We start from the raw sequence: 23,004 nt of genomic DNA, 5'->3' as shown, positions 1-23,004 counted from the left end.
CGCCTCATGGGCACGCATGACGAGGGGCAGGGCGGCGCGTCTCTCGACGACGCGGTCCTCGACGAGGTCCGGGAGGAACGGGTCAACAGTCTCAGCGGGCCGGATAGTCCCGAAGGCCACGCGCTGGGCAAGGCGGTCGGAGAAAACGTCGCGCGCCTTCGCGCCGAGCGCGGAATCGGCCTCGATGCGCTCGCTCGCCGCAGCGGTATTCGAGCCGAACTGCTGCGGACGCTCGAAGGAGGCCGCGCCGTGCCGAGCCTGCGGGCCGTATGGCATCTTGCGACGGGCCTCGAGGTGCCGTTCGGAAGTCTGCTCGCGCACACCCTCCTGACGGCCGCCGGCGATCCGGACTTCCGGGTCCAGCGCGCCTCCCGTGGCCGCGTGATCGCGTCCGCGACGAACCAGTTCCGGTCGCGCGTGCTCTTCTTCGAAGGCGACCCCCGAGCGGCCGAGGTCTACGACCTCACGCTCGAGCCGGGATGCGTGGAGCCGGCCGAGGCGCACGCGAGCGAGACGTTCGAGCACATCGTCGTCACAACCGGTGAGATGATTCTACGCGCCGGGACGGCCGAGACCCGGCTCGCCGCGGGTGACAACATCTTCTTCCGCGCGGACGTCCCGCACGTGTACGAGAACCCGGGAAGCGAGCCGGCCCGTGCACTTCTCGTCATGCGCTACGCGAAGAACTAGTGTGCCTCACGAACGCGCGGGGTCCGGAGCTTCCGGGTCGAGTCCGAGGCGCGCGATCGCCTCGGCGACGCGCTCGGGTTCGATCTCCTCGCGTCGTGCAAGCTCGTAGAGGCTTGCCGCGCAGATAGTCTCGGGGTCGACCTCGAAGAACCGACGGAGCGCCGCGCGCGTGTCACTTCGTCCAAAGCCGTCCGTTGCCAGGACGTGCATTCCGTCCGGGAGGTACGAGGCCAGCGGAGCGGCGAGGCCCGCGACGTAGTCGCTGGTAGAGATGACTGGAATGGCGTCCGGGCCAAGCGCCTGAGAGACGTAGGGAACGCGCGGTTCCTCCAGTGGGTGCAGCCGGTTCCAGCGCTCTGCGGCGCGAGCGTCGCGCAGGAGTTCGGTGTAGCTCGTCACGCTCCAGACGTTCGCCGCAACGCCTTCCGCCGCGAGCAGAGTCTGCGCACGCAGGACTTCGGGAAGCAGCGCACCGCTCCCGAACAAGTGAACCTTCGGACCGGTCACCGCGGGATCAGCGGCCTGGAAGAGGTAGATCCCTCGCAGGATCCCTTCCTCGGCGCCCTCGGGCATTGCGGCTTGCGGGTAGATGTCGTTTCCGACGGTCAGGTAATAGAAGCCGTCCTCGCGATCGACGTACATCCGACGGATTCCGTCCTCGATGATCACGGCCAGCTCGTAGCCGTAGGCGGGGTCGTAGGCGCGCACGGTGGGAACGACGCTCGAGAGCAGGTGACTGTTGCCGTCCTGATGTTGCAGGCCTTCGCCCGCGAGTGTGGTGCGGCCGGCGGTCGCTCCGATGAGGAAGCCCTTGCCGCGCGAGTCGGCGTGCTGCCAGATGAGGTCGCCGATCCGCTGGAACCCGAACATCGAGTAGAAGACGAAGAACGGGATCGTGTTCACACCCAGAGCGCCGTACGCGGTGCCCGCGGCCGTGAAGGACGCCATCCCGCCGGCTTCGGTGATGCCTTCCTCGAGAAGTTGGCCGTCTTCCGCCTCGCGGTAGAACGCGACGATGTCGGAATCCACGGGCTCGTAGCGTTGGCCCTGCTGAGAGTAGATCCCGAACTTCCGGAAGAGGGCGTCCATTCCGAAGGTGCGCGCCTCGTCGGGGACGATGGGCACGATCAAGGGGCCGATCTTGGGATCGCTCATCAGGTGGCGCAGGAGTCCGACGAAGACCTGCGTCGTCGCGACGTCGCGTGAGCGCCCGCCGGTCTTGTACTCGGCGAACAGGTCGGGGCTGACAGGAGCGATCGGCTTGGACCGAATCCGACGGCGCGGCACGGGACCGCCGAGCGCCTCACGCCGCTCGCGAAGGTACTGCATTTCTTCGGTGTCATCCGTCGGGCGATAGAACGGAACGTCCTCGAGGTCCTGATTGTTGATAGGGATGCCCAGGCGGTCGCGGAACTGGCGAAGTTCCTGCGGGTTAAGTTTCTTCGTTTGGTGGGTGACGTTGCGCCCCTCGGCACCCGCTCCGAGGCCGTAGCCTTTGATGGTCTTTGCGAGGATGACGGTCGGCGCGCCGCGGTACTCGGCAGCGGCGGCGAAAGCGGCGTACACCTTCTTGGAGTCGTGTCCGCCACGACGCAGACGATTCAGCTTCGAATCCGTGAGGCCGTCGACCAGCTGGAGAAGCTCAGGGTACTTCCCGAAGAAGTGCTCCCGAATGTAGGAGCCCGACTCGACAGTGTACTTCTGATACTGGCCGTCGACGACCTCGCCCATGCGCCGCACGAGCAGCCCGCTCTGGTCGCGGGCGAGGATGGGATCCCAGTCTTCGCCCCAGATGACCTTGATCACGTTCCAGCCGGCCCCGCGGAACGCTGCCTCGAGTTCCTGGATGATCTTGCCGTTCCCGCGAACAGGGCCATCGAGACGCTGCAGGTTGCAGTTCACGACGAAGACCAGGTTGTCGAGGCGCTCGCGCGAGGCGAGCGTGATCGCACCCATGCTCTCCGGCTCGTCCATCTCCCCGTCGCCGAGGAAGGCCCAGACGCGTGAACGCGAGGTGTCGGCCAGGCCGCGGGCGTGCAAGTAGCGGTTGAAGCGCGCTTGGTAGATCGAGGAGATCGACGTGAGCCCCATCGAGACCGTAGGGAACTCCCAGAAGCCGGGCATGAGCCAGGGATGCGGATAGGAACTCAGTCCGCCTTCGGGCGCGAGTTCGCGTCGGAAATTGCCGAGGTCTTGTTCGGTGAGCCGGCCCTCGAGAAAGGCACGGGCGTAGATGCCGGGCGCCGAGTGGCCCTGCAGGTACACGAAGTCGCCCGGGGCCTCGTCGGTGTGGGCGCGGAAGAAGTGATTGAACCCGACCTCGAGCAACGTCGCGAGAGACGCGTAGGTCGAGATGTGACCGCCGATGCCGGGACGCTCCCGATTGGCGCGCACGACCGTCGCCATCGCGTTCCAACGGACCATCGCCCGAATGCGACGCTCGACGTCGCGGTCGCCCGGATAGACCGACTGCTCCTCGGCCGGAATCGTATTGACGTACGGCGTGTTCGCCGAGAACGGCGTGATTACGCCACTCTGCTGTGCGTGCTCCAGGAGCCGGCCGAGGAGTTGGCGGCCACGCGTCTTTCCCTGTTTGCGAATCAGGTCGGACAGGGCGTCGACCCACGTCTGAGTCTCGTCCGGATTCGGGTCGGGCTGTGGTTCCAGATCCATGGCGCCAGGCTATCACGGCGCCGGAACCATCAAAGGGCTGTGTGGGTTCTGCGGCTAGCGCGGGTTCTCAGAAGCCGGCGCTCTTGTCGACGATCACCTCTTTGCGCTCGCGTGCCTTGATGTACTTCCCGGTGATCATGTCCTTGTAGCCCATGCCAGGACCGACCATCGGGTAGACGTGCGCGCTCTTGTCGACGACGACCTCGAGCAGCGCCGGCCCCGGGAAGTGCAGGAACGCTTCGAGCGCCTCACGGAGCTTCGGACGTTCCGAAACCCGCTGGCAGAACCCGAAACCGTCGGCCTCGGCGGCCTTCACGAAGTCCTTCTTGTGAAGGGCTTTGTCGGTGCCGGAGTAGCGCTGCGAGTAGAACAGGTCCTGCCATTGGCGCACCATGCCGTCGCCATAGTTGTTCAGCAGAAGGACCTTCACAGGAATGTCGTAGGTGGTGAGCGTCTCGAGCTCGCCCAGGTTCATGCGAATGCTGCCGTCACCGTCGACGTCGATCACCAGCTTGTTGGGGTGCGCGAGCTGCGCTCCGATCGCTGCGGGGAGGCCGAAGCCCATCGTCCCCATGCTTCCGGAGGTCAGGAAGGTGCGCGGGTGGACGAAGTCGAGGTACTGGGCGGCCCACATCTGATGCTGACCGACCCCGGTCGAGACGATCGCCTCGCCCTTGGTGATCTCATTCATCGTCTCGAGCACTTCCTCCTGCTGGAGGTGGGGCGAGTCGCGGTTGTAATTCAGGGGGTGGTTCGTGCGCAGTTCGCGAACGGCTTCGAGCCACGGCGCGAAGCTCTTTGCGCAGGACTTGCCGGCCTGAAGCAGCTCGGTGAGACCCTGGCGAGCGTCCGCCACATGCGCCCAGTCGACGCCCTTCACTTTGCCGATCTCGGAAGCGTCGATGTCGATGTGCGCGATGCGCGCGCCCGGTGCGAACTCCTTCACCTTGCCGGCGACGCGATCATCGAAGCGCGCGCCGACGGCGATCAGCAGATCGCAGTCTTCGACGGCGTAGTTCGCAAACGCGGTCCCGTGCATGCCGAGCATGCGTAGTGATAGATCGTTCGTCGTGTCCAAGGCACCGATGCCCAGGAGGGTGGTCACGACCGGGATCTGGAACCGTTCGGCGAACGCGCGGATTTCTTCTGCGGCTTCGGCATTGATGACGCCACCGCCGGCGTAGATCAGCGGTCGTTCGGATTCCTCGAGCAGCGAGTAGAAGTCGGAGGCCGCCTTCTCGGTCAGGACGGAGCGCTGGAGCTTGGCCATCCGCTGGTCGTAGCCGCGCAGCGGCAGCAGGCCCTCGCCTTTGAACGTGCCTTCGGCGAGCTGCACGTCGCGGGGCAGGTCGATGACTACGGGGCCGGGTCGACCCGTCCGTGCGAGGTCGAACGCCTTGCGTACCGTCTCCTCGATCTTCGTCTCGTCCGTGATCAGGAAGACGTGCTTCGCGCAGGCCGACATGATGTTGAAGATCGGGGCTTCCTGGAACGCGTCGGTCCCCATCGCGGCGCGGGGAACCTGGCCACAGATCAGGACGACCGGAACGGAATCAGCGTGGCAGTCGCGGATCGGCGTGACGGCGTTGGTCGCACCCGGTCCCGAGGTGACGATGAAGCAGCCGACCTTGCCGGTGGCACGGGCGTAGCCTGCCGCCATGAAGCCGGCGCCCTGCTCGGTGGCCGGAACGACCAGTCGGATGGCCTGCTCCGGGTCGCGCTGCTCGTTGTGGCGGAAGACCGCGTCGTAGGTCGGCAGGATCGCTCCGCCGCTGTATCCGAAGACGGTGTCGACCCCTTCGTCCGCCAGAACCTGCACGACCATGTCGGAGCCGGTCATCGTGGTGCCGGCGAGCGGGTGCCGCGGGGCGCTCTTGGCCTCGTGCAGAGTGGTCATCATTCGTCTCCTGAATGCCGAAAGTGGCCTGTTTGACCTAGCATCCGGCCCCCTGCGGTGCCACGGATTCCCAAGAGATGGCGGGACAGGACCAGATGGACGAGGCGTGGATGGCCCTCGCCCTCGAACAGGCCGAGGAGGCGGCTCGCCGGGACGAGGTCCCGATCGGGGCCGTCCTGGTTCGGGGCGAGAGCGAGCTGGCACGGGCCCACAACGCCCCGATCGCGCTCTGCGACCCCACGGCCCACGCAGAAGTGCTCGCCCTGCGGGAGGCCGCACGCAACGAGCAGGCTTACAGGCTGCCCGGCACGACCCTGTACGCCACGATCGAGCCGTGCTCGCTCTGTTTCGGGGCGGCGCTCCACGCCCGCGTCTCTCGGATCGTGTACGGCGCAACAGACCCGAAGGGTGGGGCGGCGGGCTCGGTCGTCGACCTCCGAGCTCTGCCCGGCGTAAATCACCGGATCGAGGTTCAGGGAGGCATTCTGGCGGCTCCGGCCGGCGACCTTCTGCGCCGCTTCTTTCGGGCCCGCCGGGGCGCCGATTGAGGCCGCAGCAGCCTCATTTGCCCGATCTACGGTTGCGACGGCTCAGGGCGCGGGGTAGATCACCCGCGATCGGGAGAGGTGGCCGAGTCCGGTTGAAGGCGCACGACTCGAAATCGTGTAGGCCCCAAAGGGGTCTCGTGGGTTCGAATCCCACCCTCTCCGCTCCCGTAGGTCCGATCCGTGAGATCCGCCGCCCCGGGCCGTCGAAAGACGCCGGTGCGGTGACGTCTCCCGGTTTTGGGAGAGGTGCCAGAGTGGCCGAATGGGCGCGACTGGAAATCGCGTGTACCGGGAAACCGGTACCGTGGGTTCGAATCCCACCCTCTCCGTTTTCCCGTCTCCTCGACGGACAGTTGCTCAGAGTGAAACGGTCCATTAGGTAGTGGCCGTTCGGAAATGCGGGTGTAGCTCAGTTGGCTAGAGCGCAACCTTGCCAAGGTTGAGGTCGCCGGTTCGACCCCGGTCACCCGCTCTCTTCCGAGCCCCGCAGCGTCTTCACGAGCGGCGGCAAGCCCCCGCACTTTCTGGCTGGCCTGTATAGTTTGCTGCGTGATAGGCCAAGGCCATGGCGCCCTGCACCCTGTTTGTCAGCAACTTCCCCTTCGCCACGACCGAGTCGGAGCTTCGCTTGACCGTCGAGGCACACAGCTCGGTGAACGGAATCCGGATCATCACCGATCGCGAAACGGGCCGTAGTCGTGGCTTTGCCTTCATCGAAGTTCCGAATGACTCCGCTGCCGATGCTGCCATCGAGGCGCTAAACGATTCGATGTTGAGTGGTCGTCGCGTCGTCGTGAGTCGGGCGAAAGGTCGCGCAGCCGCGTCGGCGGGTGCCAAGGCGCCGAACGCAGCCGCCGCGCCGGCACCTACAGCCCCCTTCAAGCATCGCATCGTCATCGACTGGCGCGAGGACGAAGGGCGCTATGCGGCCGAAGTTCCCGAGCTCGGCGTCGTCGTACGCGCGGAAACGATCCAAGATGCCGTGCGCCAGGTGCAAGCACTCACGCAGAGAAGCGTATCCGCCGCGGGCGGCTGAACGAGCCCCGTCGCCGAGCCGACTCGGGCGGCCGTTCGCTCAAACGAAGCCGATCGCCTTGACATTCAGCCGAAGTTGGTAGAGCCGTCGGACTTGGGGGGCGGCAACTTTGTCGACGACGAAGGGACGAGAAGGACGTTCGCAGCTGCCGACGACGAGCGTTAAGGTGCAGGACCAGGCAAGTGCGCCGGCGGTAGCTCGTACGAGCACGAAGGCACGCCAGGGATCCTCTGCGTTGCGCGGGAAGCGCGTAGCCTTTGCGGGACGCCTGTTGTCGTGCGATCGCCGCGTCGCACGGCGGTTGGTCCTGCAGGCCGGAGGCCAGATGTCCTCGGCGAGCACCGCTGACTTCCTGGTCGTCGGCGTAGGGGCTCAGGCACGGTCGAGCAAGACCGCGCGGACCGTCGACGAAGCGCAGTTCCTGAGCCTGCTCGGCTCGAGCGCACGCACGCTCACCGTTCCGAGCCGTGAGACCCTGCGCGACCTCGTCGCCTCGACACATGCGGCGCGCCTGTACCCGCGCGTGACCTGGGCAAGGCGGCAGCGACTCGCCCGCCACGGACTGCTTCAGCCCGTCGCGCTCGCCAATGGCACCGGGTACGGCTTTCGCGACCTACGGGTTCTTCGCGAAGTCGACGAGATGCTCGCCGCCGGCCTGACTCTGGCGCAGGCAATCAACCGCCTTCTTCCGCGCGCCGGCGGACAGCTCGAACTCCGCTTCCCAATGGCCGCCGTGAAGCCGCAGCCCAAGCGCGTCGACCTCACGATGGAGAAGGAGTCGGCTGACGCGTGGTTCGATGTGGGCTTCTGCGCCGACCGCGATCGTTCCGGCTTCCCGACCGCGATTGCCGCCTATAAGCGGGCCCTGGAGATCGAGGAGAGCCACGTTCCGTCGCTGATCAACCTGGGCAACGTCTACTACGAGATGGGCGAGTTCGAGCAGGCGCGCGAGGTGTACACGCGAGGAACCATCGCCGACGCCGACAACCCGCGGACGCACTTCAACCTGGGCAACGCTTGTGACGAGACCGGCGACCTCCTGGGCGCGATGCGTGCGTACCGGCGGGCCATCGTGCTCTGGCCCGGCTACGCGGACGCTCACTTCAACCTCGCGCTCGTCGCCGAGAAGCTGGGAAGCTGGGCGATGGCACTGCAGCACTGGCAGAGGTTCCTGGAGCTCGAGCCCGGCAGCGAATGGGCGGCGGTTGCTCGCTCCCACCTCCAGGATGCCCGGAAAAAGGGCGCACCGTCTCGGCGCCGCCCGAACTAGGATCCTGAGTCTGACTGGCGTGACTCCGGGGGCTGTGGTAGCTCACGCGGCCAGAAACGGGCTTTGGCGGCGTACCCAAGTGGTTAAGGGGAAGGTCTGCAAAACCTTTATTCGCCAGTTCAAATCTGGCCGCCGCCTTTCCCCCGTTTCTCCTTCCGATCTCGCGTCACCGGCGTCGCGCCGCTAGGAGTTGGACCTGACATGGCTGCAACGACGGTTGAACCGCAGTGGATCGATACCGACGACGAGTTCGCCTCGTTGGTCGAACTCCTCGAGACGAAGCCGATCTACGGCTTCGATACGGAGTTTCATCGTGAACGCAGCTACTATCCGCACCTGGCGCTAATCCAGCTCTCGTGGGATGAGGGCGTCGCGGTGGTCGATCCGCTCGCGGTCGATATCACCCCGATCAAGCGTGTCCTCGAAGGACCGGGCCTGGCGATCGTTCACGCCGCCGAGCAGGACCTCGAAGTTCTCGATCACGTCTGCAGCACGATCCCGGCGCGCATGTTCGACACGCAGATTGCGGCGGCGTTCTGCGGCCTCGGGTTCGCGTCTCTCGCGAAACTCGTCGGTGCGCTCGTCGGTGACCGTCTGCCCAAGGGCGACCGCCTCACGGATTGGACCCGTCGGCCGCTCGACAAGGGACAGATCGCATACGCGGCCTCCGACGTCGTGTATCTCCTGGGGATGACCGAGCAGCTCAAGGAGAAGGCGCACAAAGCAGGCACGCTCGATTGGATCGAGGAAGAGTGCGAGCGGGTGCGCACGCGTCCCCTCGGACCGCCGGATCCGGACGCCGCGTGGTGGAAGATCAAAGGTAGTCGCAGCTTCCGCGGCTCGACCCGCGGCGTCGCCCAGGAAGTCGCGGGATGGCGCGAACGGCTCGCGGCAAAGCGTGACATCCCTCCCCGTTTTGTCCTCGCGGAACTCGCACTCTCATCGATTGTCCAGCGCGGCCCGCGTTCCCGCGAAGACCTGAGTCGCATCCGTGGCCTCGACGGTCGCGCTCTGAAGGGCGGAGCGGAGCAGGAGATCCTTGCGGCCGTCGAGCGCGGTGAAGCACTGAACAAGGATCAGCTCCGGTTGCCGACCAAGGGTGAGCCGCCCCTGGAGGATCTCGGTCCGACGATCGCACTCGGGCAAGCTTTGATTGCGCGTATCTCTGAAGACCGCGGCATCGAACCGTCGATGCTCGGCAGCCGGTTCGACGTGCACTCGCTGGCCGCGGGCCGCACCTCGGGCAAGCTCGCTTCGGGCTGGCGCCACGAGATCGCCGGTCGCCCGTTACTCGATCTCCTTGCCGGACGGCTTGGCATCACGGGCAACGGTAAGGGCGGAGTCCGCCTGATACCGCTCGACGACGATTCCTCCTCCTAGGCGCTACTTCGGCTCGAGCGCGACCGGGAGCGTGACCAACTCGTCGCCGGGTAGGACCTCGATGTCGCTGACCTTCGCGACGCGGTAGCCTTTGCGCTTTGCAGCGAGCTTGTAGAGCCGCGGCGGTAGGCCCTCGAAGAGGTACTCTCCTGCGGGGCCCGAGATTGTCCGCAGCGAGGTCGGCGAGCCCTTTAGCTTGATCGCGACACCGGGGAGCGGGGCGCTCGTGACACTGTCGGTCACGATGCCTCGTACGCGTCCAGACGCTTCGGTGAGCTGGTTGCCGGCGGCACGCGCCTCGATCGGCAGATACAGGCCGCCGCCGCCGAACGGGAGGGAGGCGAACAAGGCGTCCTGTTCCCAGGAGAGCTTGCCCATGCGGCGATTCCGACGAAGTCGGTCGACGCCGGGCTCGAGCGGCCCGATCACGAAATAGCCGTTCGTGTCGGTGCTCACGGTCTGCGACCCGAAGCGGAGCTGGCCTCCCGCGATGGGGGTGCCGGCGGCCGTTACGCGTCCGACGATCTCCGTGCGCGCCGGCGGGATGTAGAGCGCAGCCAGGTGATCGTCGGCGGTGGCACGGTGCGTCGCGACGATGCTCGGGTGATCACTGGCGACGTCGTTGTACTCGAACGGGTCGATCCCGATCTCGTACAGCTCCTCCGTTCCGTTGTCGTGGCGGATGTAGCGCCAGGGCGGAGCGAGCACGGTGTCGTCGCCGCCGTAGTGCTGGATGATCTCCGTCCGTCCGATCGGGGCTCCACCGAGGGTGCGGGCACGGAGATCGATGCCGGCGGCTTCGGAAGGCTGCCGTGCCGCGTTGGCGAAAGACAAGATGGTAGCGGGGATGTCGCTCGCGAGAACCAGATCCGGGTACTCCGCGGGAGCGATGTGACCCGGCCACGAGAAGATGAACGGCGTGCGCGAGCCAAGGTCGTAGGGCGTTCCCTTGCCTCGGCCTGTACTTCCCACGAACTGGAATCCGAGTCCCCATCCGTTGTCGGAGAGGTAGATGATGACCGTATCATCGCGGAGCGAACGTGCTTCGAGTTCGAGGATGAGTTCACCCACGAGTTCATCCAGCCAGCGAACGTTCGCGAGATACCTGACCTCGTAGGGCAACAGGCCAAGTGCCGCGAGCTCGTTCTGGTAGATCTGAGGCGCGTTTTCCGGTGCGTGGGGGAGCAGGGGCGCGAACCACAGGAAGAAGGGGTCCGTGCCGGCCTCCTCGAGGAAGTCTCGAAGGGGCTCCAACGCAGGGCAGGGCGTCGTGTCCCCGGTCGAGCCGCAGGTTGCGGTGTCCCAGTCGTCACGCCCAAAGTTGACGCCATCGATCCCGAACAGGGTAGGGTGCCGATTGACTGCGAGGCCGTGCGTAAACCCGGCGTCTTCGAAGTTCCCCTCCCACAGCTTCCCACCTTCCCAGGAGCGGTAGCCGTAGCGCTGCAACTCGCGGGGAACCGTTCGGTAGTACGGGACCTCTCCTCGGTACGGAATCGGGCCGATGCCGGTCGCTACCAATGCCGCGCGCCGCGTCGCCCATTCGCTTGGGTACAACCCGGCAGCCGAGAGCAACGTTCGCAGCGAGGGCTGGCAAACCGAGGCGGTCGTATAGCCGTTTCGAAACAGCGCTCCGCCCGCCGCGAGCGCGTCGAGGTTCGGTGTCGACACGATATCGTGAACCGGAGTCGGACCGGACGTCGTCCCGAGTTCTTGCGGGCTGTCGGCGAAGCCGTAGTAAGGCCAGCCCAAGTCGTCCCCGATGATGAGGACGATGTTGGGGCGGTCCACGGGGCTTGCCACCGCGAGGGTCGTACAGGCGAGTAGGGCGAGTGTGATCAGGAATCTCACGGGTGCCTGTTAGTCGCAGATCCAGGGAACGGGGGGTAGGTAGAGATACGCGGCCGCGCCCCCGGAACGCCGCACATGCTAGGGGGTTTGCAGCCGGGGTGGCGAAATAGGCAGACGCAGGGGACTTAAAAGCTCCGGCGGTATCCACGATTCGCTGTCGCCCCGTGCATACCGGCAGACCGGGTTCGCGCGGGTAGACGCGACCCGTTCAGTGGATCGCCTCGCCGTCGGAGGGCTCGTCGGTCGCCGGAGATTCCACCGATTGTAATGCTTCCTGTAGTGCTCTAGCCTCGGCGTCGGTGCCATGCCGTTTGCGATTCCGGGCATCGAGCGCGTCCGCCATCGCCGTGCGGTCGCGGTCGGAGACGATGCGGTAGCGTCGCCACACGGAGTCGGTCCGCATGCCCATCGCCTCCTGCGCGACAGGCTGCGGGACTCCGGCGTTGTCGAGATTCCGAGCTGCTGAGCGTCGGAGCGAGTGGAACATGAGCCCGGGCACGCCGGCCGTCTGGCACGCCGTCGCCCACGCGCCGCGGAAGTCGCGGACCTTCCGACCGTCGGGCCGATAGCACAGCCACCGACAGCCGGTCGGTGCGTGGCGGATCTGCTCCTTCAGCATGGCGGAGAGCTCCGCCGAGACCGGGAAGTCTACGGGCTCGCCGGTCTTGCCTTCGCCCGGCTCGAGTCGGAGCGCGCCGTTCTTCCCGCGGTGTAGGTCGAAGTGGTCGAACGTCCGGTCGAGAATGACGCCTCGCCGCCATCCCGTCTCGTAGGCGATCGCGACGACGGGCCGGAGGTGCTCGGGTAGGGCGGCCATGAGACGGTCGTAGGTCTCGTCATGCACGAAGCCTTTGCGCGGCGCCGGCTCGCGTAGGAGCGGGACGCTCGTGTGATGGGCGATTCTCCGGTCGCGGACGCCCAGGCGGAGTGCCTTCTTCAGCAGGCGAAGCCTCGCGTTGATCGTGGCGTTCGACCGATAGCTGCCGGCCGGCAGGTCTCGAGTGCGCTCTTGCTTCGAGAACCGCCGGACGTCGGCCGAGCTGATTGCCTGCGCCGGCACGTCGCCGAAGTAGGCCCGCAGGATGGCTGCGTTCGTCCGGGCCTTTCGCATCGAGCGGCGCTCGTTGGTCTCGTAGTCTTCGAGCGCGCCGTCGAGTAGAGCCCCGAGCGTCACGCGGTCGGCGTGCTCGAGGTGCCGGCCGGTCTTCACCTGGCTCTGCCGCTCGGCGAGCATCGCCATCGCCGCAGGCTTGCTGCTCGACCTGCTCGACTCGAAGCGCTGCCGGCCGTTGTCGCTCCAGTAGAACCACCAGACGGCACCGCGCTGGTAGACGCCGCCCATCCCGTACTTTCGCCTCATGTAACCGCCCTCCTGGCCGAGAGCGGCGGCGATGGCGCTACCGCATCGGCTTCTTCTTCGCCCGTCGCTTGCGCGAATACTCGCGCATCGACTCGAGCCGCTCCTCGCGTCTGCTGTCGTGGCTGTACGCCTGCGCGCAGCTCGGAGAGCAGAAGCGCTGTCGCGAGGACCGAGGCGCGAAGATGCGCTTGTCCCGCGGGCACAGCGCGAACGGGAAGCGTTGCGATGTGTCGACGGCCTGCCAGAAGGCCTCCCAGAGCCCCTGGGCGCCCTTGACGCCGCGACTCGCGGTCGGAGAGGGGTGCAAATACCCGTCGTCGCCAAGGTGCCTCAGGCGGGAGATGAGGCCAGTGCGAGGCGTGGCGAGCTTCAGGTCGCGGTGCGTGAGGCTCACGTTCTCCCCGGCGAGGAGCCCGGCGATCACGTCGCGGCAGTCGATCTGTAGCTCGCCGAGGATCTCGGTCTGTCGACGTTTCGACACCGTCCCAAACTCCGACGAGACCTTCGCCGCGTCTTCGCGCAGCAGCAGGTTCTCGGCCGGGCTCAGCGCATCTAGGGAGTCGGTCGCTGCCAGCTTCGCCAGGAAATCGAGCGTCGCCTGATTGGGGCTCAGCATGCGCGCGGAAGGTGCCCGAACTCTGGGGCGTCTTCAAGCCTGGTTGCGTAGTCATGTCAAAGCATACTATACATGGATACTCATTTGTACAATGGAGATCTCGAGGGAGGGTCTGCGAATGAAATCGAAGGTCAAGGTTATCGAGCCGCTGCTGAACCCAGCCGGGCTCGCCGAGGCGATGGGGATGAGCGCGGCGACGATCACGCTCTGGCGTCAGTACGCGCGGGACTTGCCGACGGTCGGGCAGGGGAGGTCGCGCCGGCACCGGCTGTCAGACGTGATTCGATGGTTCGGCGGGGGAGGGCACCAGCGCGCGATGGCTGCGCGACGGGCAAGGATCGAGACTCGGAAGGCGAACGGCGAGTATCACCCGACCGGGCCACGCAAGAAGGTGCGCGCGCAGCGTAGGGCGGTCGCGTCGTGATCGCCGTGCTGCCGGTCGTCGCCGGCAACGAACTCGTCGGCTGGGTCGTCGTCCAGGCCGAGGCCTACGAAGGCCCGCTGGGCTTCCTGCCGAGCGCGGCATCGCTCGCCGACCTCGCCGGGCGTTGGTGCTCGTGGCCAGAGCTGCACGCAGGGAACATCGCGGCGCTGACCTCACGGAGAGGCGGCCGCCCGGCGCGACGAACGCAGGACCGTCCGGAGACTTGAATCACGAACTTGTTCGAGCAGTTGGGTATGTATTCGGCGGCCCGTGATCCGCTGCTTCGTCGTCGCACGGCTGTGGCTTCCGAGAACTCGATCGTCCCGAAACCGTTGAGGCCTCCTGAGGGGTTGCTACTCCTCGGCCGCGTCGTGTCCGGGAACTCGGCCGGGGCCTACGCCGCATCTCTGTAGTAGTGGTTCAGGATCCCGCCTCCGCGCTCGCGACGCCGGATCGGTCCATCGGCCGCCGATGGGTCCTGGGGCGTGACGATCGAGTTCCCGAGCAAGAAGTCGTAGGCCCAGGTTTCGCGGGCATGGTTGGGAAGGAACGTGGATGAGCGGTGGCTGGGTGGGCGAGGTCTCTGGATCCGCCGCAGGTAGTTCTGGATCGTGCGCTTTGCGAGTCTGATGTCGAGTTTCGGCAGTTCACCGCGAATCCTCTCGGCTCCCCAGAGGCGATTGGTCGCCGCCGTCTTCTCGATGAGGGTGATCGTCTCGGCAGAGATTCGCGGCTCTGTTTGCGTGGGGTTGGAGCTGCGCTTCCAGAGCAGTCGGAAGCCGCGCCGGTGGCATCGGAGGATGGTTTCGGGCTGGACGAGAAGCGTTGCACTACGCGAGGTCGGCACGAGGCGAGCGAGCAGGGGAAGGATGGCTGGGTCCGCTCGGGGCAGTCTCGGCTCGGCATGAATCGCTCCGGGTTCTCCGGAGCCCATGAGGTTCTCCGGAGTTCGAAAACTGGATTCATGCTGCCGTTCTCGTTCTGTGCCGAGCCTCAAACTCGACAGGCGTGAGCATTCCAAGCGCCGAGTGACGCCGCTGCCGATTGTGGAACATCTCTAGGTATTCGAAGATGGCGTTCGCTAGCTCGACTCGAGTTCGCCACTTCTTTCGATTCAGTAGCTCGACCTGCACCCGCCCCCAAAACGACTCGATCACGGCGTTGTCGAAGCAATCGCCGACCGATCCCATCGAAGGCACGAGACCAGAGTCGAGGGCGCGCTGCGTGAAGGCCCACGAAGTGAATTGCGTGCCGTGATCCGAGTGGATCACGGTGTCGCCGTCCGGCGAGCGTTGGTCGATCGCCATGCCGAGCGCGTTGGTCACGAGCGCCGCAGTCTGTGATGCATCGATCGACCAGCCCACGACGCGCCGAGAGAAGGCGTCCAAGACGACGGCGCAATAGACCTTGCCCTCGCGTGTCGGGTGCTCGGTGATGTCGGTCACCCACAGCTGGTCTGGCTCTGTACGCTGAAAGTCGCGATCAACGAGGTCTTCAGCGGTAGCCATATTCGAAACGTGGCGGTAGCGAGGGCGGCCGACCAAGCCCTGGATTCCGGCCCGATGCATGAGAAGCTCGACTGCCCGGATGCCGACGGCGACGCCGCGGCCTAGTGTAAGCTCGGCATGAACGCCGCGGGCTCCGTACACTTCGCGCGAGTCCACGTGGATCTGCCGGATGATGTCGGTCAACCACACGTGGCGAATCGTACGTGCCGACGGCGGTCGGTCTCGCCACTCGTAGTAGCCCGATTGAGAGACGCCGAGTACTCGGCAGGAGAGTTGCACCGATAGCCCTTCCGCGGCGATCACTTGGATCGCCGCGTACCGACGTTTGGGCGGGTGTCACCCTTCAGGAGTTCCGTGGCCCGCCGATGGACCTGGAGCTCGTTCTCTAGCTCGTGCACGGGCCTTTGAGCCGCGGCGAGCTCGACCTGTGCAGCTGACGAGATGCCCGACTCCAAGCCCTTGTCGATCCGATCCTGGTGACGCCAGTCGTAGATCGTTTGCTGGCTGATACCGAGATCCGTTGCGACCTCCGCAATGCGTCTCCCGGCTTCGACAAGCTTCAATACCCGTCGCCGAAACTCGGCTGGGTAGCCCTTTCTTCCCATGCTGTCCTCCTCCGACAGCAGCTCTAGATTCCAGAAATCCGACTCCGTGAAAACCGGGGCACATCACGTTGAGACTCGGGGAGGAGAAGTCGTCGACACTCTCGTGGGTCCAGAATGGCGGCGGATCGGGCGTCCCGTTTGTCGAACACCGCGGCGCTCTCAGAAGGTGGCGTTTGGCCTCGCTCCGCGACGATTCGTCGATTGACGGCGAACAACGAAGCGGAAGCGGGGTGAACTGGGGCCGTCGTTTGACATCTCATGTCGAGACAATGCATGCAGGAGGGCGTTGCCGGTAGATCCGTGGGCGGTGCAACGAAGAAAGGTGCGTCATGAACAAGATCGGCTGGGCGGCCATGGCCGCCGCGTGTGTGCTCGTCGCGGGAATCAGTGCATGCTCCGATGCCACGCTGTCACCCGTACAGCCCGAGCCATCGGCGGCTGTTCCGGATCTCAGCGATGCCCTCCCGGAGCCCAACCCGGTGCAGATGTTCGGGAACTATCCGCTGGCTTCGGTCGGCTATTCGATCTCGGAGTTCTTCATCTCGGGGGCGGCGTCGTCGTACTCGTCGTCGAGGCCGCTCGGTTCGGACGGGAAGTGGTCAGTCGTGCCGGACGCGACCGCCCCGTACAAGACCCGTCTCGTCGTCGTGCAGCCGGTGGATCGGAATGACTTTAGCGGCACGGTCATCGTCGAGTGGTTCAACGTAACGTCGGGCCTCGACCAGGCTGTCGACTGGTTGTACACGCACAGGGAGATCATTCGTGAAGGTCACGCCTACGTCGGCGTCTCGGCGCAAGCGGTCGGTGTGAATCAGCTGCTGGAATCGGACCCGGCGCGCTACGGGTCCCTCGGGCACCCTGGTGACAGCTACTCCTACGACATGTACTCGCAGGCCGGCATGGCGGTTCGCGAATGGTCCGCCACGCTCTTGCCCGGCCTCCAAGTGAGATCGTTGATTGCCGACGGAGAGTCGCAGTCAGCTGGCCGATTGACCACGTACGTCAACGCGTTGGCGCCGCTCGTGAACGTCTATGACGGGTACCTGATCCACAGCCGTGGGGGTGGGAGTCCAGCCGTGTCCGTGGCACCGGAGGCCGATGTGCCGGCGCCAGAGACGGTGTTCATCCGTGACGACTTGACGGTGCCCGTTCTCACACTCCAGACCGAGACCGACGTGTTGGGTATCAGCGGGTTCTTGCCCGCCAGGCAACCTGATAACCCTTCCCATCGACTCTGGGAGGTCGCTGGCACCGCACACGTCGACATCTACGTCGCCCAGCAGGCCGGCGACGACACCGGCACGATTGAATCAGATGTCGCGCAGTTCTCGTCGATGACGTCGCCCAGCACCGGCTTCACGGTCGACCTCGGCGGGTCGCCGCTCACCTTGGAATGTCCCCCTGGCCTCAACGCCGGCCAGCAGCACTACGTGATGCTGGCGGCGCTTCACACCCTCATCGAATGGGTCGAAACGGGCGAACAACCAGGCTCGATGCCGCGCCTCGAGGTGGACTCGACGACGACACCACCGTCCTTCGGGATCGACGAAAATGGCAACGTGAAGGGAGGCGTGCGAACGCCCGCAGTCGACGCACCGGTCGCGACGCTGTCCGGTCTCCCCGCCGCCGACGCGGCGGGATTCTGCGTTTTCTTCGGACAGACGGTACCGCTCACGCAGGAACGACTCACAGCGTTGTACCCAACACAGGACGAGTTCGTCCGGAAATGGCGTCAAGCTGCCGCAGATGCCCAGGCCGCGGGCTACCTCTTGCCGGTTGACGCCGCCCGGTTGGCAGAGGTCGTATCGGGCACGCAGTGAGGCGGCGTCGTCGCTCTCGAGCCGAACATCATGGTGGTGGTCCGCGGGCTGTCCCTCGAGCCCAACGTCGTTCTAGGCATCTGTCCGGCGCCGTAACGTCCCGAGCAGTGCCTGGGCCGGGCCCCGGATCAGAACGGATTCGTTCCGATGATGGCAGAGCCGCTTCTCGCTCGGGTTTTGCGCGTGTCAGGGCGGGAAGGCCCCGATGGCGTTCGGGGCATCGAGGTCCTCGACGGCGGCCACGGCCCGCTGAAGGAACAAGGCGGAGAACTTCTTGGCGTTCGGTGTGGCGTCCTCGGGTACGGCCAGCGCCTGGCAACTGGCCGGCACGGTATAGGCCGCGTGAATTCGGTGGCGGTTCCACGCGTCGTCCCATCCGATCTCTCGTCCACCGAGCGAGCGGCGGACGTCGAGGTAGTGGCGCAGGAGTTCCCGCTGGTGTGCGCGGCGCACCTCGGTATCGAGTGCGAGGCAGATGAAGTAGGAGGCGTCGCGCATCGGGTCGCCGAGCGAGATGATCCCCCAGTCGAGGAAGCCTACGCGTCCGTGATCGTCGAAGAGGTTCCCGGGGTGCGCGTCGCCCTGGATGACGGTGTGCGGTGCGTCCCACCACAGGGCCTGAAGTTCGGCCACATGGTCGATCCAGAACTCTGCGACCGTGACGTAGGCGTCGTTGAGCTGGTCGCGCGCTTGGTCGATGCCTCGTCGCAGCAGGATCTGGCCGACGTTGGGCTTCTCCGGCCGTTGTGGGTCCGGGGCCCGACGGGGCGCTGGTGCCGCGATCCAGGAAACTTCATTCCCGGTGCGTTGCCCTGGATCCTCGTACCGGACGTGCATCTTCGCGAGGTCCTCGAGGGCTCCTGCGGCGGCGTCGGGGGAGACGCCGATTGCGTTGTAGGGGACGCATCCGCTGTCCCGGAGGTCCTCGATGACGATGGCGAACCCTCCGTCTTCCTCGATGATTGCGGCGTGGGGGGTCGGGACGCGGAGATCGATGACCGGCGCCAGCCGCTGGTAGAAGCGGGCCTCGAGGGCGCCCATACGGGCCGAACCCATCGCCCTCGCCTTGCTGACGTTCCGGGGCGGCAACTTGACGAACACGCGCTCCGGGGCGCCGGCGGCCTCGTCAAACGAGAGCTTCATTCGAACGTGCGTATTCGTCCACTCGTCGACTTTGGTGATCTCCGCGCCGGAGACACGGACGCCGGAATACTGGGGGGTGAGGGCCGTCTGGAACCACGAGGCGTCGAGGTCGTCGGGCTTCAGCATCGGTTGGAATCCTCCTGTTGTGCGACGACGGCGTCTGCCCGTGGATCGCCTACGAGTCGGTCGCGCCCGCTGCGGGCGCGACCGTGGAAGCGGCCATCTGGTTGAACGATTTGGGATCTGTTTTCTCGAAGTCGACGACCGACGCCGATCCGCAGATCATGACGAACCCTTGGCTTGCCACTTAGAACGCAGCGTTGATACGTTGGCAAGCCCACGGCGCGGTGTGCGGGGGCGTAACGGCCTGGGGAGCGAAGCGACTCGAGCCTCGGGGCCGAAGGGAGATCGAAGTTGTGAGCTTGGTTCGAACAGAGATCGTCGACGGCATCGCTCAGGTGACGATCGACGTCACTCCTCTCCCGCTGCTCAACGTCGAGCTGTTCATCGAGTTGTTCGGGCTCCTCGATCGACTCGAGGGCGAAGCCGATCTCCGCGTGGCCGTGTTCCGCAGCGCTAATCCGGACTTCTTCCTCATGCACGCAGACGCACAGGCGTTGCTCCAGATGCAGCCCTCGACCGAACGACCAGCCGAGCCCAACGGCGGAGTCGCCTTGTTCGAGCGGCTTCGCCGCTTGTCGTGTGCGACGATCGGCGTGCTCGATGGCGCGGCGCGCGGCGGCGCTTGCGAGCTGTTGTACGCGATGGACATGCGGATCGGGTCGACACGCGCCGTCGTGGGTCAACCCGAGGTGGCGCTGGGCCTGCTTCCCGGCGGTGGAGGCACGGTTCGATGGGCCAAGGCGCTCGGGCGGGCGCGGGCGTTGGAACTGCTCCTCACCGGTCGAGACATGGACGCGGAGGAGGCACTCGCGGTTGGGTGGCTGCAAGCCGTCGTGCCGCCCCATGGCCTCGACGACGAAGCGGACCGGTTGGCCCGGCGGATCGCACGCATGCCCGCGGCATCGATCACCGAGATCAAGCGCGTCGTCGATGTCGCGCTTGGGCCGATCGAGGACGCCATCCTCGCGGAGACGCAAGCCCTGGCTCGGCTGATGGCCGCCGGGCAGCATGTCGAGCCGATCCGTCGCTTTCTGGCCGCAGGTGGCCAGACCCGAGGGCCGGAGGTTGATGACTTCCAGAAGATCGTGGACGAGACCACGTCCACCTGACCTCGGACAGACGCCGCGCACCGCGGATACTCTTCTGCCGCGCTTCGTCCGCGGCTCACAGGTTGAAGACGCGGAGTGCGTTTCCGCCGAGGATCTTTCGTGCCGCGTCCGGCGGAACGCTGTCCAGAACCGTCCTCATCGAAGCTTCGCTCATGCCCCAACTTCCTTCGGCGTGCGGATAGTCCACGGCCCACATGACGTTGTCGACTCCAATGTGGTCGAGCAGTCTCAGGCCGAGCGCGTCGTTCTGGAACGTTGCATGGCAGTTCCGCGACCAATACTCCGTCGGGCGGAGCTTCGGGAAGTAGTTGTGCAGTCCCGTGAAGCTGTCGAAAACCAACTCCGCGTCTTGAAGTGCGGCCGGAACCCATCCGATTCCGCCCTCGGCGAAGACGATCTTGAGCTTGGGAAACCGCTCGAGGATGCCGCCGAAGATCAGTTGGGCGAGGACGGGCACGAATGGTGAGAAGGAAGTCATCGCCGCGATGCCCCAGCCGCCGCGGCCGCTGAACCTCGCCCCTTCGCCGATGTGGAAGCAGAGGGGAAGGCCGGACGCCTCGATCGCTTCCCAGAGCGGGTCTAGTTCCGGCTCGGAATAGACGACGGGCTTTCCGTCCGCGTGTAGACCAGCCCGGACCGGCAGGATCATCGCTTTGAAGCCGAGATCGACGATGTGCTGCACCGCGCTCCGTGCCTGCGTGGCATCCCACCAGTTCGAGATGACGGCGACGCCGTAGGAGCGGCCGGCCGCCGTTGCCTGCATCTCGGCCAGTGCTTCATCGTAGACCCGGAAGATGGCTTCACGGAGCTCGAGGTCGGGCAGTGCGGAGAACCCCAACCCGAAACTCGGGAAGTTGATCTCTTTCGCGATCCCTTCTGCGTCCATGTCCCGGATGCGGAGGTTCAGGTCATGAATGCCCTCGACCTCCGTGCTTCGCTCCCAGATTTTTTTCATCTCGCTGGTCATGGGGTCGATGACGTTACCCTTGCCGTCAGAGAAGCCGAACTGCACGACGTTGTCCGTCCAGATGCGCGGCGCCATGTCGCGAAACTTGGCGGGAAGGCGCTCGACGAAAATGTCTTCGGCGATTTCCCAGTGACTGTCGGCGGAAACGACTACCGTTCCGGGCGGAAGCTGCAATCCCTCTCGATGCACGACTCGGTCGATTGGCATCGGAAGATCTCTGCGCAAGGGGGTCGCGAGCGTTGCAAGGTCCGTCATCGTCATCCTCCAAAGGTCGTTAGCCACCCGTCGTCGGTAGCTCCCGCGTTGCGTGTGGGTCCGAGTGTTCGAACGGACGTCGACCCACCCCAGCTTTGATACTGCTCACTTTACGTCCTTCTCGAAAGCCACCGGATCGGCGTCCGTCGAGCTCCCCAGGATTCGCGCGATCTCTTCTGCGGTGGCCTTCGCCCCGTCCATCGTCGGGTGAAACTGCGTGCCCGCGGCCTGCTTCCAGCCATTCACCCAAGGACGGGCAGCGCAGGCGTGATGCGGAGCCGACAACCGTTCCAGGTCGAGGACGAGGGCGCCGGCCTCACGTGCGGCGGCCCGGGTCGTCTCGGCCAGCTGAAGACCCACGTCGCGCATGAGCGCTGCCTCCTCTTCCGTCAGACCAAGCTTCGGGCAAACCTCTTGCGCCGGAACGATCGTCGGGTACGTGGCAACGACGATGCGGGCGCGCGGGGAGCGCTGCTGGATTTCGTTCAGGATGCTTCGGATGTCCGCCTGGAGTCTGGAGAAGTCCCGTTCCTCGACGGGCTTCGGCCCGTTCCAGAACTTGCCGAGCAACCATCCGCTCAAGGATCGCTCGCGCCGCGCGGCCAGCATCGACAGATCACCGACGTAGCGGACGTCGTTTCCCCCAATCGTCAGGGTGACGAGTTCCGTACTCGCTTCGAGGGCGTCGAGCTGGGGCCTCTGGAAATACTGTGCGCCGTGCAGGACATGCTTCGCGGCTGCGCCCGAGCAACTCACGTCGACGAGAGACAGCCCCAACAGGCGCGCGAGCTGCTGGGGATAGCCGTTGATGCTCTGCATACACGCATGCGGACTACGCGGTACCCGTGGCCCGAGCCCGATCCCGGCGGCAAACGAGCTTCCCAGCGCGACGAACTGCGGTCGCCCATGGGGCGTCCGGCGTCCCTGGTAGAGGAGTACGACGAGACTCACGAAGCCGATGACGAGCACCGCCACGCCGCCGCTGATCAGCACTACGGTCATCGGCAACCCAGTCTGGCAAGCTCGTCTAGCCCTCGAGGGCGCTGTGTCACGGCTTCGGCTCCTGCGGCGTCGTGTCACCTTGCTGGCTGAGCTGAGCGTTGAAGTGCTGCATCAGCCGCTGGAGATCCTCGTGTGGGTTGATCTCCAGATGATGGCAAGCCTCGTCGTAGATGAAATGGTGACCTTTCGGAATGTAGTAGAGTTCGCCGGCTTTGACGTGCTCTTCGCTGCCGTCGAGGTAGTGGATGCGGAAGCTTCCGGAGATGACGTAGCCGTAGTGTTCGCAAGGGCAGGCGTCGTCGGGCAGCCCCTTGTAGTAGGGAGTCGTGTCCACGGCACTCTTCACCCAAGTGGCGCCGAGCTCCATGTTGCCGGCCTTGACCGATCGCATGCAGCCGTTGCCGTAGTCGGGGGTCAAGATCGGAATGTCCTCAGGCTTGTAGTGCACGGAGGCCCTCCTGAGTCTCTCGCCGACCCGGCCGAGGGACAGCCGCGGACGGGCTCGGGCAAGGTGATCTGCTCGCGCCTCGGCCGCGAGGCCGCAGGCCACCAGACTGAACTCGCGGCCCACCTCGAATCCGAGTCGTGACGGGTCGACAGTTGACGGAGAATAGCCGATCGGCTAGCTGCTCGACCGACAAGGGATGCGTTGAGAGAAGTAGTTTCGTGCCCATGCCTCTGTGCTCAAGGAGTCTCGGATGACCTCCGCAACATATCGTGGTTGGAC

At 65.6% G+C, this 23,004-nt stretch carries 19 protein-coding genes, 4 tRNA genes and 1 pseudogene; 13 read left to right on the top strand and 11 right to left on the bottom strand.

All coding sequences use genetic code 11. From position 1 onward, the window contains the following. The first annotated feature begins 6 nt into the window (after nucleotides 1-6). On the top strand, nucleotides 7-690 hold the full coding sequence (locus P8R42_24280) for a cupin domain-containing protein (GenBank protein ID MDG2307710.1): 684 nt from the start codon (nucleotides 7-9) through the stop codon (nucleotides 688-690). A 6-nt stretch (nucleotides 691-696) separates the two neighbouring features. Here the strand turns inward: P8R42_24280 and aceE are convergent, their stop codons facing one another. After that, the gene (aceE, locus tag P8R42_24275) at nucleotides 697-3,363 is read right to left on the bottom strand and encodes a pyruvate dehydrogenase (acetyl-transferring), homodimeric type (protein ID MDG2307709.1); all 2,667 of its coding nucleotides are present in this window, start codon (nucleotides 3,361-3,363) and stop codon (nucleotides 697-699) included. Between the two features lie 67 nt (nucleotides 3,364-3,430). Beyond that, on the bottom strand, nucleotides 3,431-5,260 hold the full coding sequence (gene ilvB / locus P8R42_24270) for a biosynthetic-type acetolactate synthase large subunit (protein MDG2307708.1): 1,830 nt from the start codon (nucleotides 5,258-5,260) through the stop codon (nucleotides 3,431-3,433). A 77-nt stretch (nucleotides 5,261-5,337) separates the two neighbouring features. Between ilvB and tadA the strand changes: the two genes are divergently transcribed. The 8 genes from tadA (at nucleotide 5,338) to P8R42_24230 (ending at nucleotide 9,494) form a co-directional block, all read left to right on the top strand. Next, nucleotides 5,338-5,808 (top strand): tRNA adenosine(34) deaminase TadA, encoded by a 471-nt coding sequence (tadA, locus tag P8R42_24265; protein ID MDG2307707.1) that lies wholly within the window; start codon nucleotides 5,338-5,340, stop codon nucleotides 5,806-5,808. A gap of 72 nt (nucleotides 5,809-5,880) precedes the next feature. Then, nucleotides 5,881-5,970: transfer RNA gene (locus P8R42_24260), tRNA-Ser, on the top strand. Nucleotides 5,971-6,048: 78 nt separating this feature from the next. Beyond that, nucleotides 6,049-6,137 (top strand) — tRNA-Ser (locus P8R42_24255). Nucleotides 6,138-6,206: 69 nt separating this feature from the next. Then, nucleotides 6,207-6,280: transfer RNA gene (locus P8R42_24250), tRNA-Gly, on the top strand. A gap of 93 nt (nucleotides 6,281-6,373) precedes the next feature. Then, nucleotides 6,374-6,844: a hypothetical protein gene (locus tag P8R42_24245; protein ID MDG2307706.1), complete on the top strand. Its 471-nt coding sequence runs from the start codon at nucleotides 6,374-6,376 to the stop codon at nucleotides 6,842-6,844. 166 nt (nucleotides 6,845-7,010) lie between these two features. After that, nucleotides 7,011-8,114 (top strand): tetratricopeptide repeat protein, encoded by a 1,104-nt coding sequence (locus P8R42_24240; GenBank protein ID MDG2307705.1) that lies wholly within the window; start codon nucleotides 7,011-7,013, stop codon nucleotides 8,112-8,114. A gap of 65 nt (nucleotides 8,115-8,179) precedes the next feature. Beyond that, a tRNA-Cys gene (locus P8R42_24235) sits at nucleotides 8,180-8,252 on the top strand. Nucleotides 8,253-8,315: 63 nt separating this feature from the next. Further along, complete coding sequence (locus P8R42_24230) at nucleotides 8,316-9,494, top strand: HRDC domain-containing protein (protein MDG2307704.1); 1,179 nt, start codon at nucleotides 8,316-8,318, stop codon at nucleotides 9,492-9,494. A gap of 3 nt (nucleotides 9,495-9,497) precedes the next feature. Here P8R42_24230 and P8R42_24225 read toward each other — a convergent pair whose 3' ends face one another. From P8R42_24225 to P8R42_24215, 3 genes are all read right to left on the bottom strand, one after another. Continuing rightward, nucleotides 9,498-11,345, bottom strand: coding sequence for a sulfatase-like hydrolase/transferase (locus P8R42_24225; GenBank protein ID MDG2307703.1), 1,848 nt, complete (start codon nucleotides 11,343-11,345; stop codon nucleotides 9,498-9,500). A gap of 208 nt (nucleotides 11,346-11,553) precedes the next feature. Further along, the gene (locus P8R42_24220; GenBank protein ID MDG2307702.1) at nucleotides 11,554-12,705 is read right to left on the bottom strand and encodes a site-specific integrase; all 1,152 of its coding nucleotides are present in this window, start codon (nucleotides 12,703-12,705) and stop codon (nucleotides 11,554-11,556) included. 37 nt (nucleotides 12,706-12,742) lie between these two features. Further along, nucleotides 12,743-13,321, bottom strand: a complete 579-nt coding sequence (locus tag P8R42_24215) for a hypothetical protein (GenBank protein MDG2307701.1) — start codon at nucleotides 13,319-13,321, stop codon at nucleotides 12,743-12,745. 118 nt (nucleotides 13,322-13,439) lie between these two features. Between P8R42_24215 and P8R42_24210 the strand changes: the two genes are divergently transcribed. Continuing rightward, complete coding sequence (locus tag P8R42_24210) at nucleotides 13,440-13,745, top strand: hypothetical protein (GenBank protein ID MDG2307700.1); 306 nt, start codon at nucleotides 13,440-13,442, stop codon at nucleotides 13,743-13,745. Next, nucleotides 13,742-13,972, top strand: coding sequence for a hypothetical protein (locus P8R42_24205; protein MDG2307699.1), 231 nt, complete (start codon nucleotides 13,742-13,744; stop codon nucleotides 13,970-13,972). Before P8R42_24210 ends, P8R42_24205 begins: the two co-directional genes overlap by 4 nt. Before the next feature lie 167 nt (nucleotides 13,973-14,139). On the opposite strand, the gene P8R42_24200 is transcribed toward P8R42_24205, so the two are convergent. Both P8R42_24200 and P8R42_24195 read right to left on the bottom strand, forming a co-directional pair. Next, complete coding sequence (locus P8R42_24200; GenBank protein ID MDG2307698.1) at nucleotides 14,140-14,679, bottom strand: hypothetical protein; 540 nt, start codon at nucleotides 14,677-14,679, stop codon at nucleotides 14,140-14,142. 28 nt (nucleotides 14,680-14,707) lie between these two features. Then, a pseudogene (locus P8R42_24195) lies at nucleotides 14,708-15,858 on the bottom strand (IS3 family transposase). Nucleotides 15,859-16,187: 329 nt separating this feature from the next. On the opposite strand from P8R42_24195, the gene P8R42_24190 reads away from it, so the two are divergent. Beyond that, entirely contained in the window at nucleotides 16,188-17,678 is a 1,491-nt protein-coding gene (locus P8R42_24190; protein ID MDG2307697.1) for an alpha/beta hydrolase domain-containing protein, read from the top strand. A 186-nt stretch (nucleotides 17,679-17,864) separates the two neighbouring features. Here the strand turns inward: P8R42_24190 and P8R42_24185 are convergent, their stop codons facing one another. Beyond that, nucleotides 17,865-18,947, bottom strand: a complete 1,083-nt coding sequence (locus P8R42_24185; protein ID MDG2307696.1) for a phosphotransferase — start codon at nucleotides 18,945-18,947, stop codon at nucleotides 17,865-17,867. A gap of 290 nt (nucleotides 18,948-19,237) precedes the next feature. Here P8R42_24185 and P8R42_24180 point away from each other — a divergent pair, with 290 nt between their 5' ends. Then, nucleotides 19,238-20,053, top strand: a complete 816-nt coding sequence (locus tag P8R42_24180; protein ID MDG2307695.1) for an enoyl-CoA hydratase/isomerase family protein — start codon at nucleotides 19,238-19,240, stop codon at nucleotides 20,051-20,053. Nucleotides 20,054-20,108: 55 nt separating this feature from the next. Here the strand turns inward: P8R42_24180 and P8R42_24175 are convergent, their stop codons facing one another. The 3 genes from P8R42_24175 to P8R42_24165 form a co-directional block, all read right to left on the bottom strand. Continuing rightward, nucleotides 20,109-21,275 (bottom strand): amidohydrolase family protein, encoded by a 1,167-nt coding sequence (locus P8R42_24175; protein ID MDG2307694.1) that lies wholly within the window; start codon nucleotides 21,273-21,275, stop codon nucleotides 20,109-20,111. A 105-nt stretch (nucleotides 21,276-21,380) separates the two neighbouring features. Beyond that, entirely contained in the window at nucleotides 21,381-22,277 is an 897-nt protein-coding gene (locus tag P8R42_24170; GenBank protein ID MDG2307693.1) for an SGNH/GDSL hydrolase family protein, read from the bottom strand. 46 nt (nucleotides 22,278-22,323) lie between these two features. Beyond that, complete coding sequence (locus tag P8R42_24165; GenBank protein MDG2307692.1) at nucleotides 22,324-22,725, bottom strand: hypothetical protein; 402 nt, start codon at nucleotides 22,723-22,725, stop codon at nucleotides 22,324-22,326. Nucleotides 22,726-23,004: the final 279 nt, after the last annotated feature.

Source organism: Candidatus Binatia bacterium, from assembly GCA_029243485.1.
In the GTDB taxonomy this organism is placed as follows: Bacteria; Desulfobacterota; Binatia; order UBA12015; family UBA12015; genus VGTG01.
Note: the sequence above shows the minus strand (reverse complement) of the source record. Positions and strands in the feature narration are given on the sequence as shown.

What these genes read in the sequence shown, in the direction of transcription:
- P8R42_24280 (MDG2307710.1), top strand. Translation starts at nt 7, where the DNA reads ATGGGCACGCATGACGAGGGGCAGGGCGGCGCGTCTCTCGACGACGCG.
- P8R42_24175 (MDG2307694.1), bottom strand. Translation starts at nt 21,275, where the DNA reads ATGACGGACCTTGCAACGCTCGCGACCCCCTTGCGCAGAGATCTTCCG.
- aceE (MDG2307709.1), bottom strand. Translation starts at nt 3,363, where the DNA reads ATGGATCTGGAACCACAGCCCGACCCGAATCCGGACGAGACTCAGACG.
- P8R42_24220 (MDG2307702.1), bottom strand. Translation starts at nt 12,705, where the DNA reads ATGAGGCGAAAGTACGGGATGGGCGGCGTCTACCAGCGCGGTGCCGTC.
- tadA (MDG2307707.1), top strand. Translation starts at nt 5,338, where the DNA reads ATGGCGGGACAGGACCAGATGGACGAGGCGTGGATGGCCCTCGCCCTC.
- P8R42_24245 (MDG2307706.1), top strand. Translation starts at nt 6,374, where the DNA reads ATGGCGCCCTGCACCCTGTTTGTCAGCAACTTCCCCTTCGCCACGACC.
- P8R42_24215 (MDG2307701.1), bottom strand. Translation starts at nt 13,321, where the DNA reads ATGCTGAGCCCCAATCAGGCGACGCTCGATTTCCTGGCGAAGCTGGCA.
- P8R42_24200 (MDG2307698.1), bottom strand. Translation starts at nt 14,679, where the DNA reads ATGGGCTCCGGAGAACCCGGAGCGATTCATGCCGAGCCGAGACTGCCC.
- ilvB (MDG2307708.1), bottom strand. Translation starts at nt 5,260, where the DNA reads ATGACCACTCTGCACGAGGCCAAGAGCGCCCCGCGGCACCCGCTCGCC.
- P8R42_24190 (MDG2307697.1), top strand. Translation starts at nt 16,188, where the DNA reads ATGAACAAGATCGGCTGGGCGGCCATGGCCGCCGCGTGTGTGCTCGTC.
- P8R42_24170 (MDG2307693.1), bottom strand. Translation starts at nt 22,277, where the DNA reads ATGACCGTAGTGCTGATCAGCGGCGGCGTGGCGGTGCTCGTCATCGGC.
- P8R42_24210 (MDG2307700.1), top strand. Translation starts at nt 13,440, where the DNA reads ATGAAATCGAAGGTCAAGGTTATCGAGCCGCTGCTGAACCCAGCCGGG.
- P8R42_24185 (MDG2307696.1), bottom strand. Translation starts at nt 18,947, where the DNA reads ATGCTGAAGCCCGACGACCTCGACGCCTCGTGGTTCCAGACGGCCCTC.
- P8R42_24230 (MDG2307704.1), top strand. Translation starts at nt 8,316, where the DNA reads ATGGCTGCAACGACGGTTGAACCGCAGTGGATCGATACCGACGACGAG.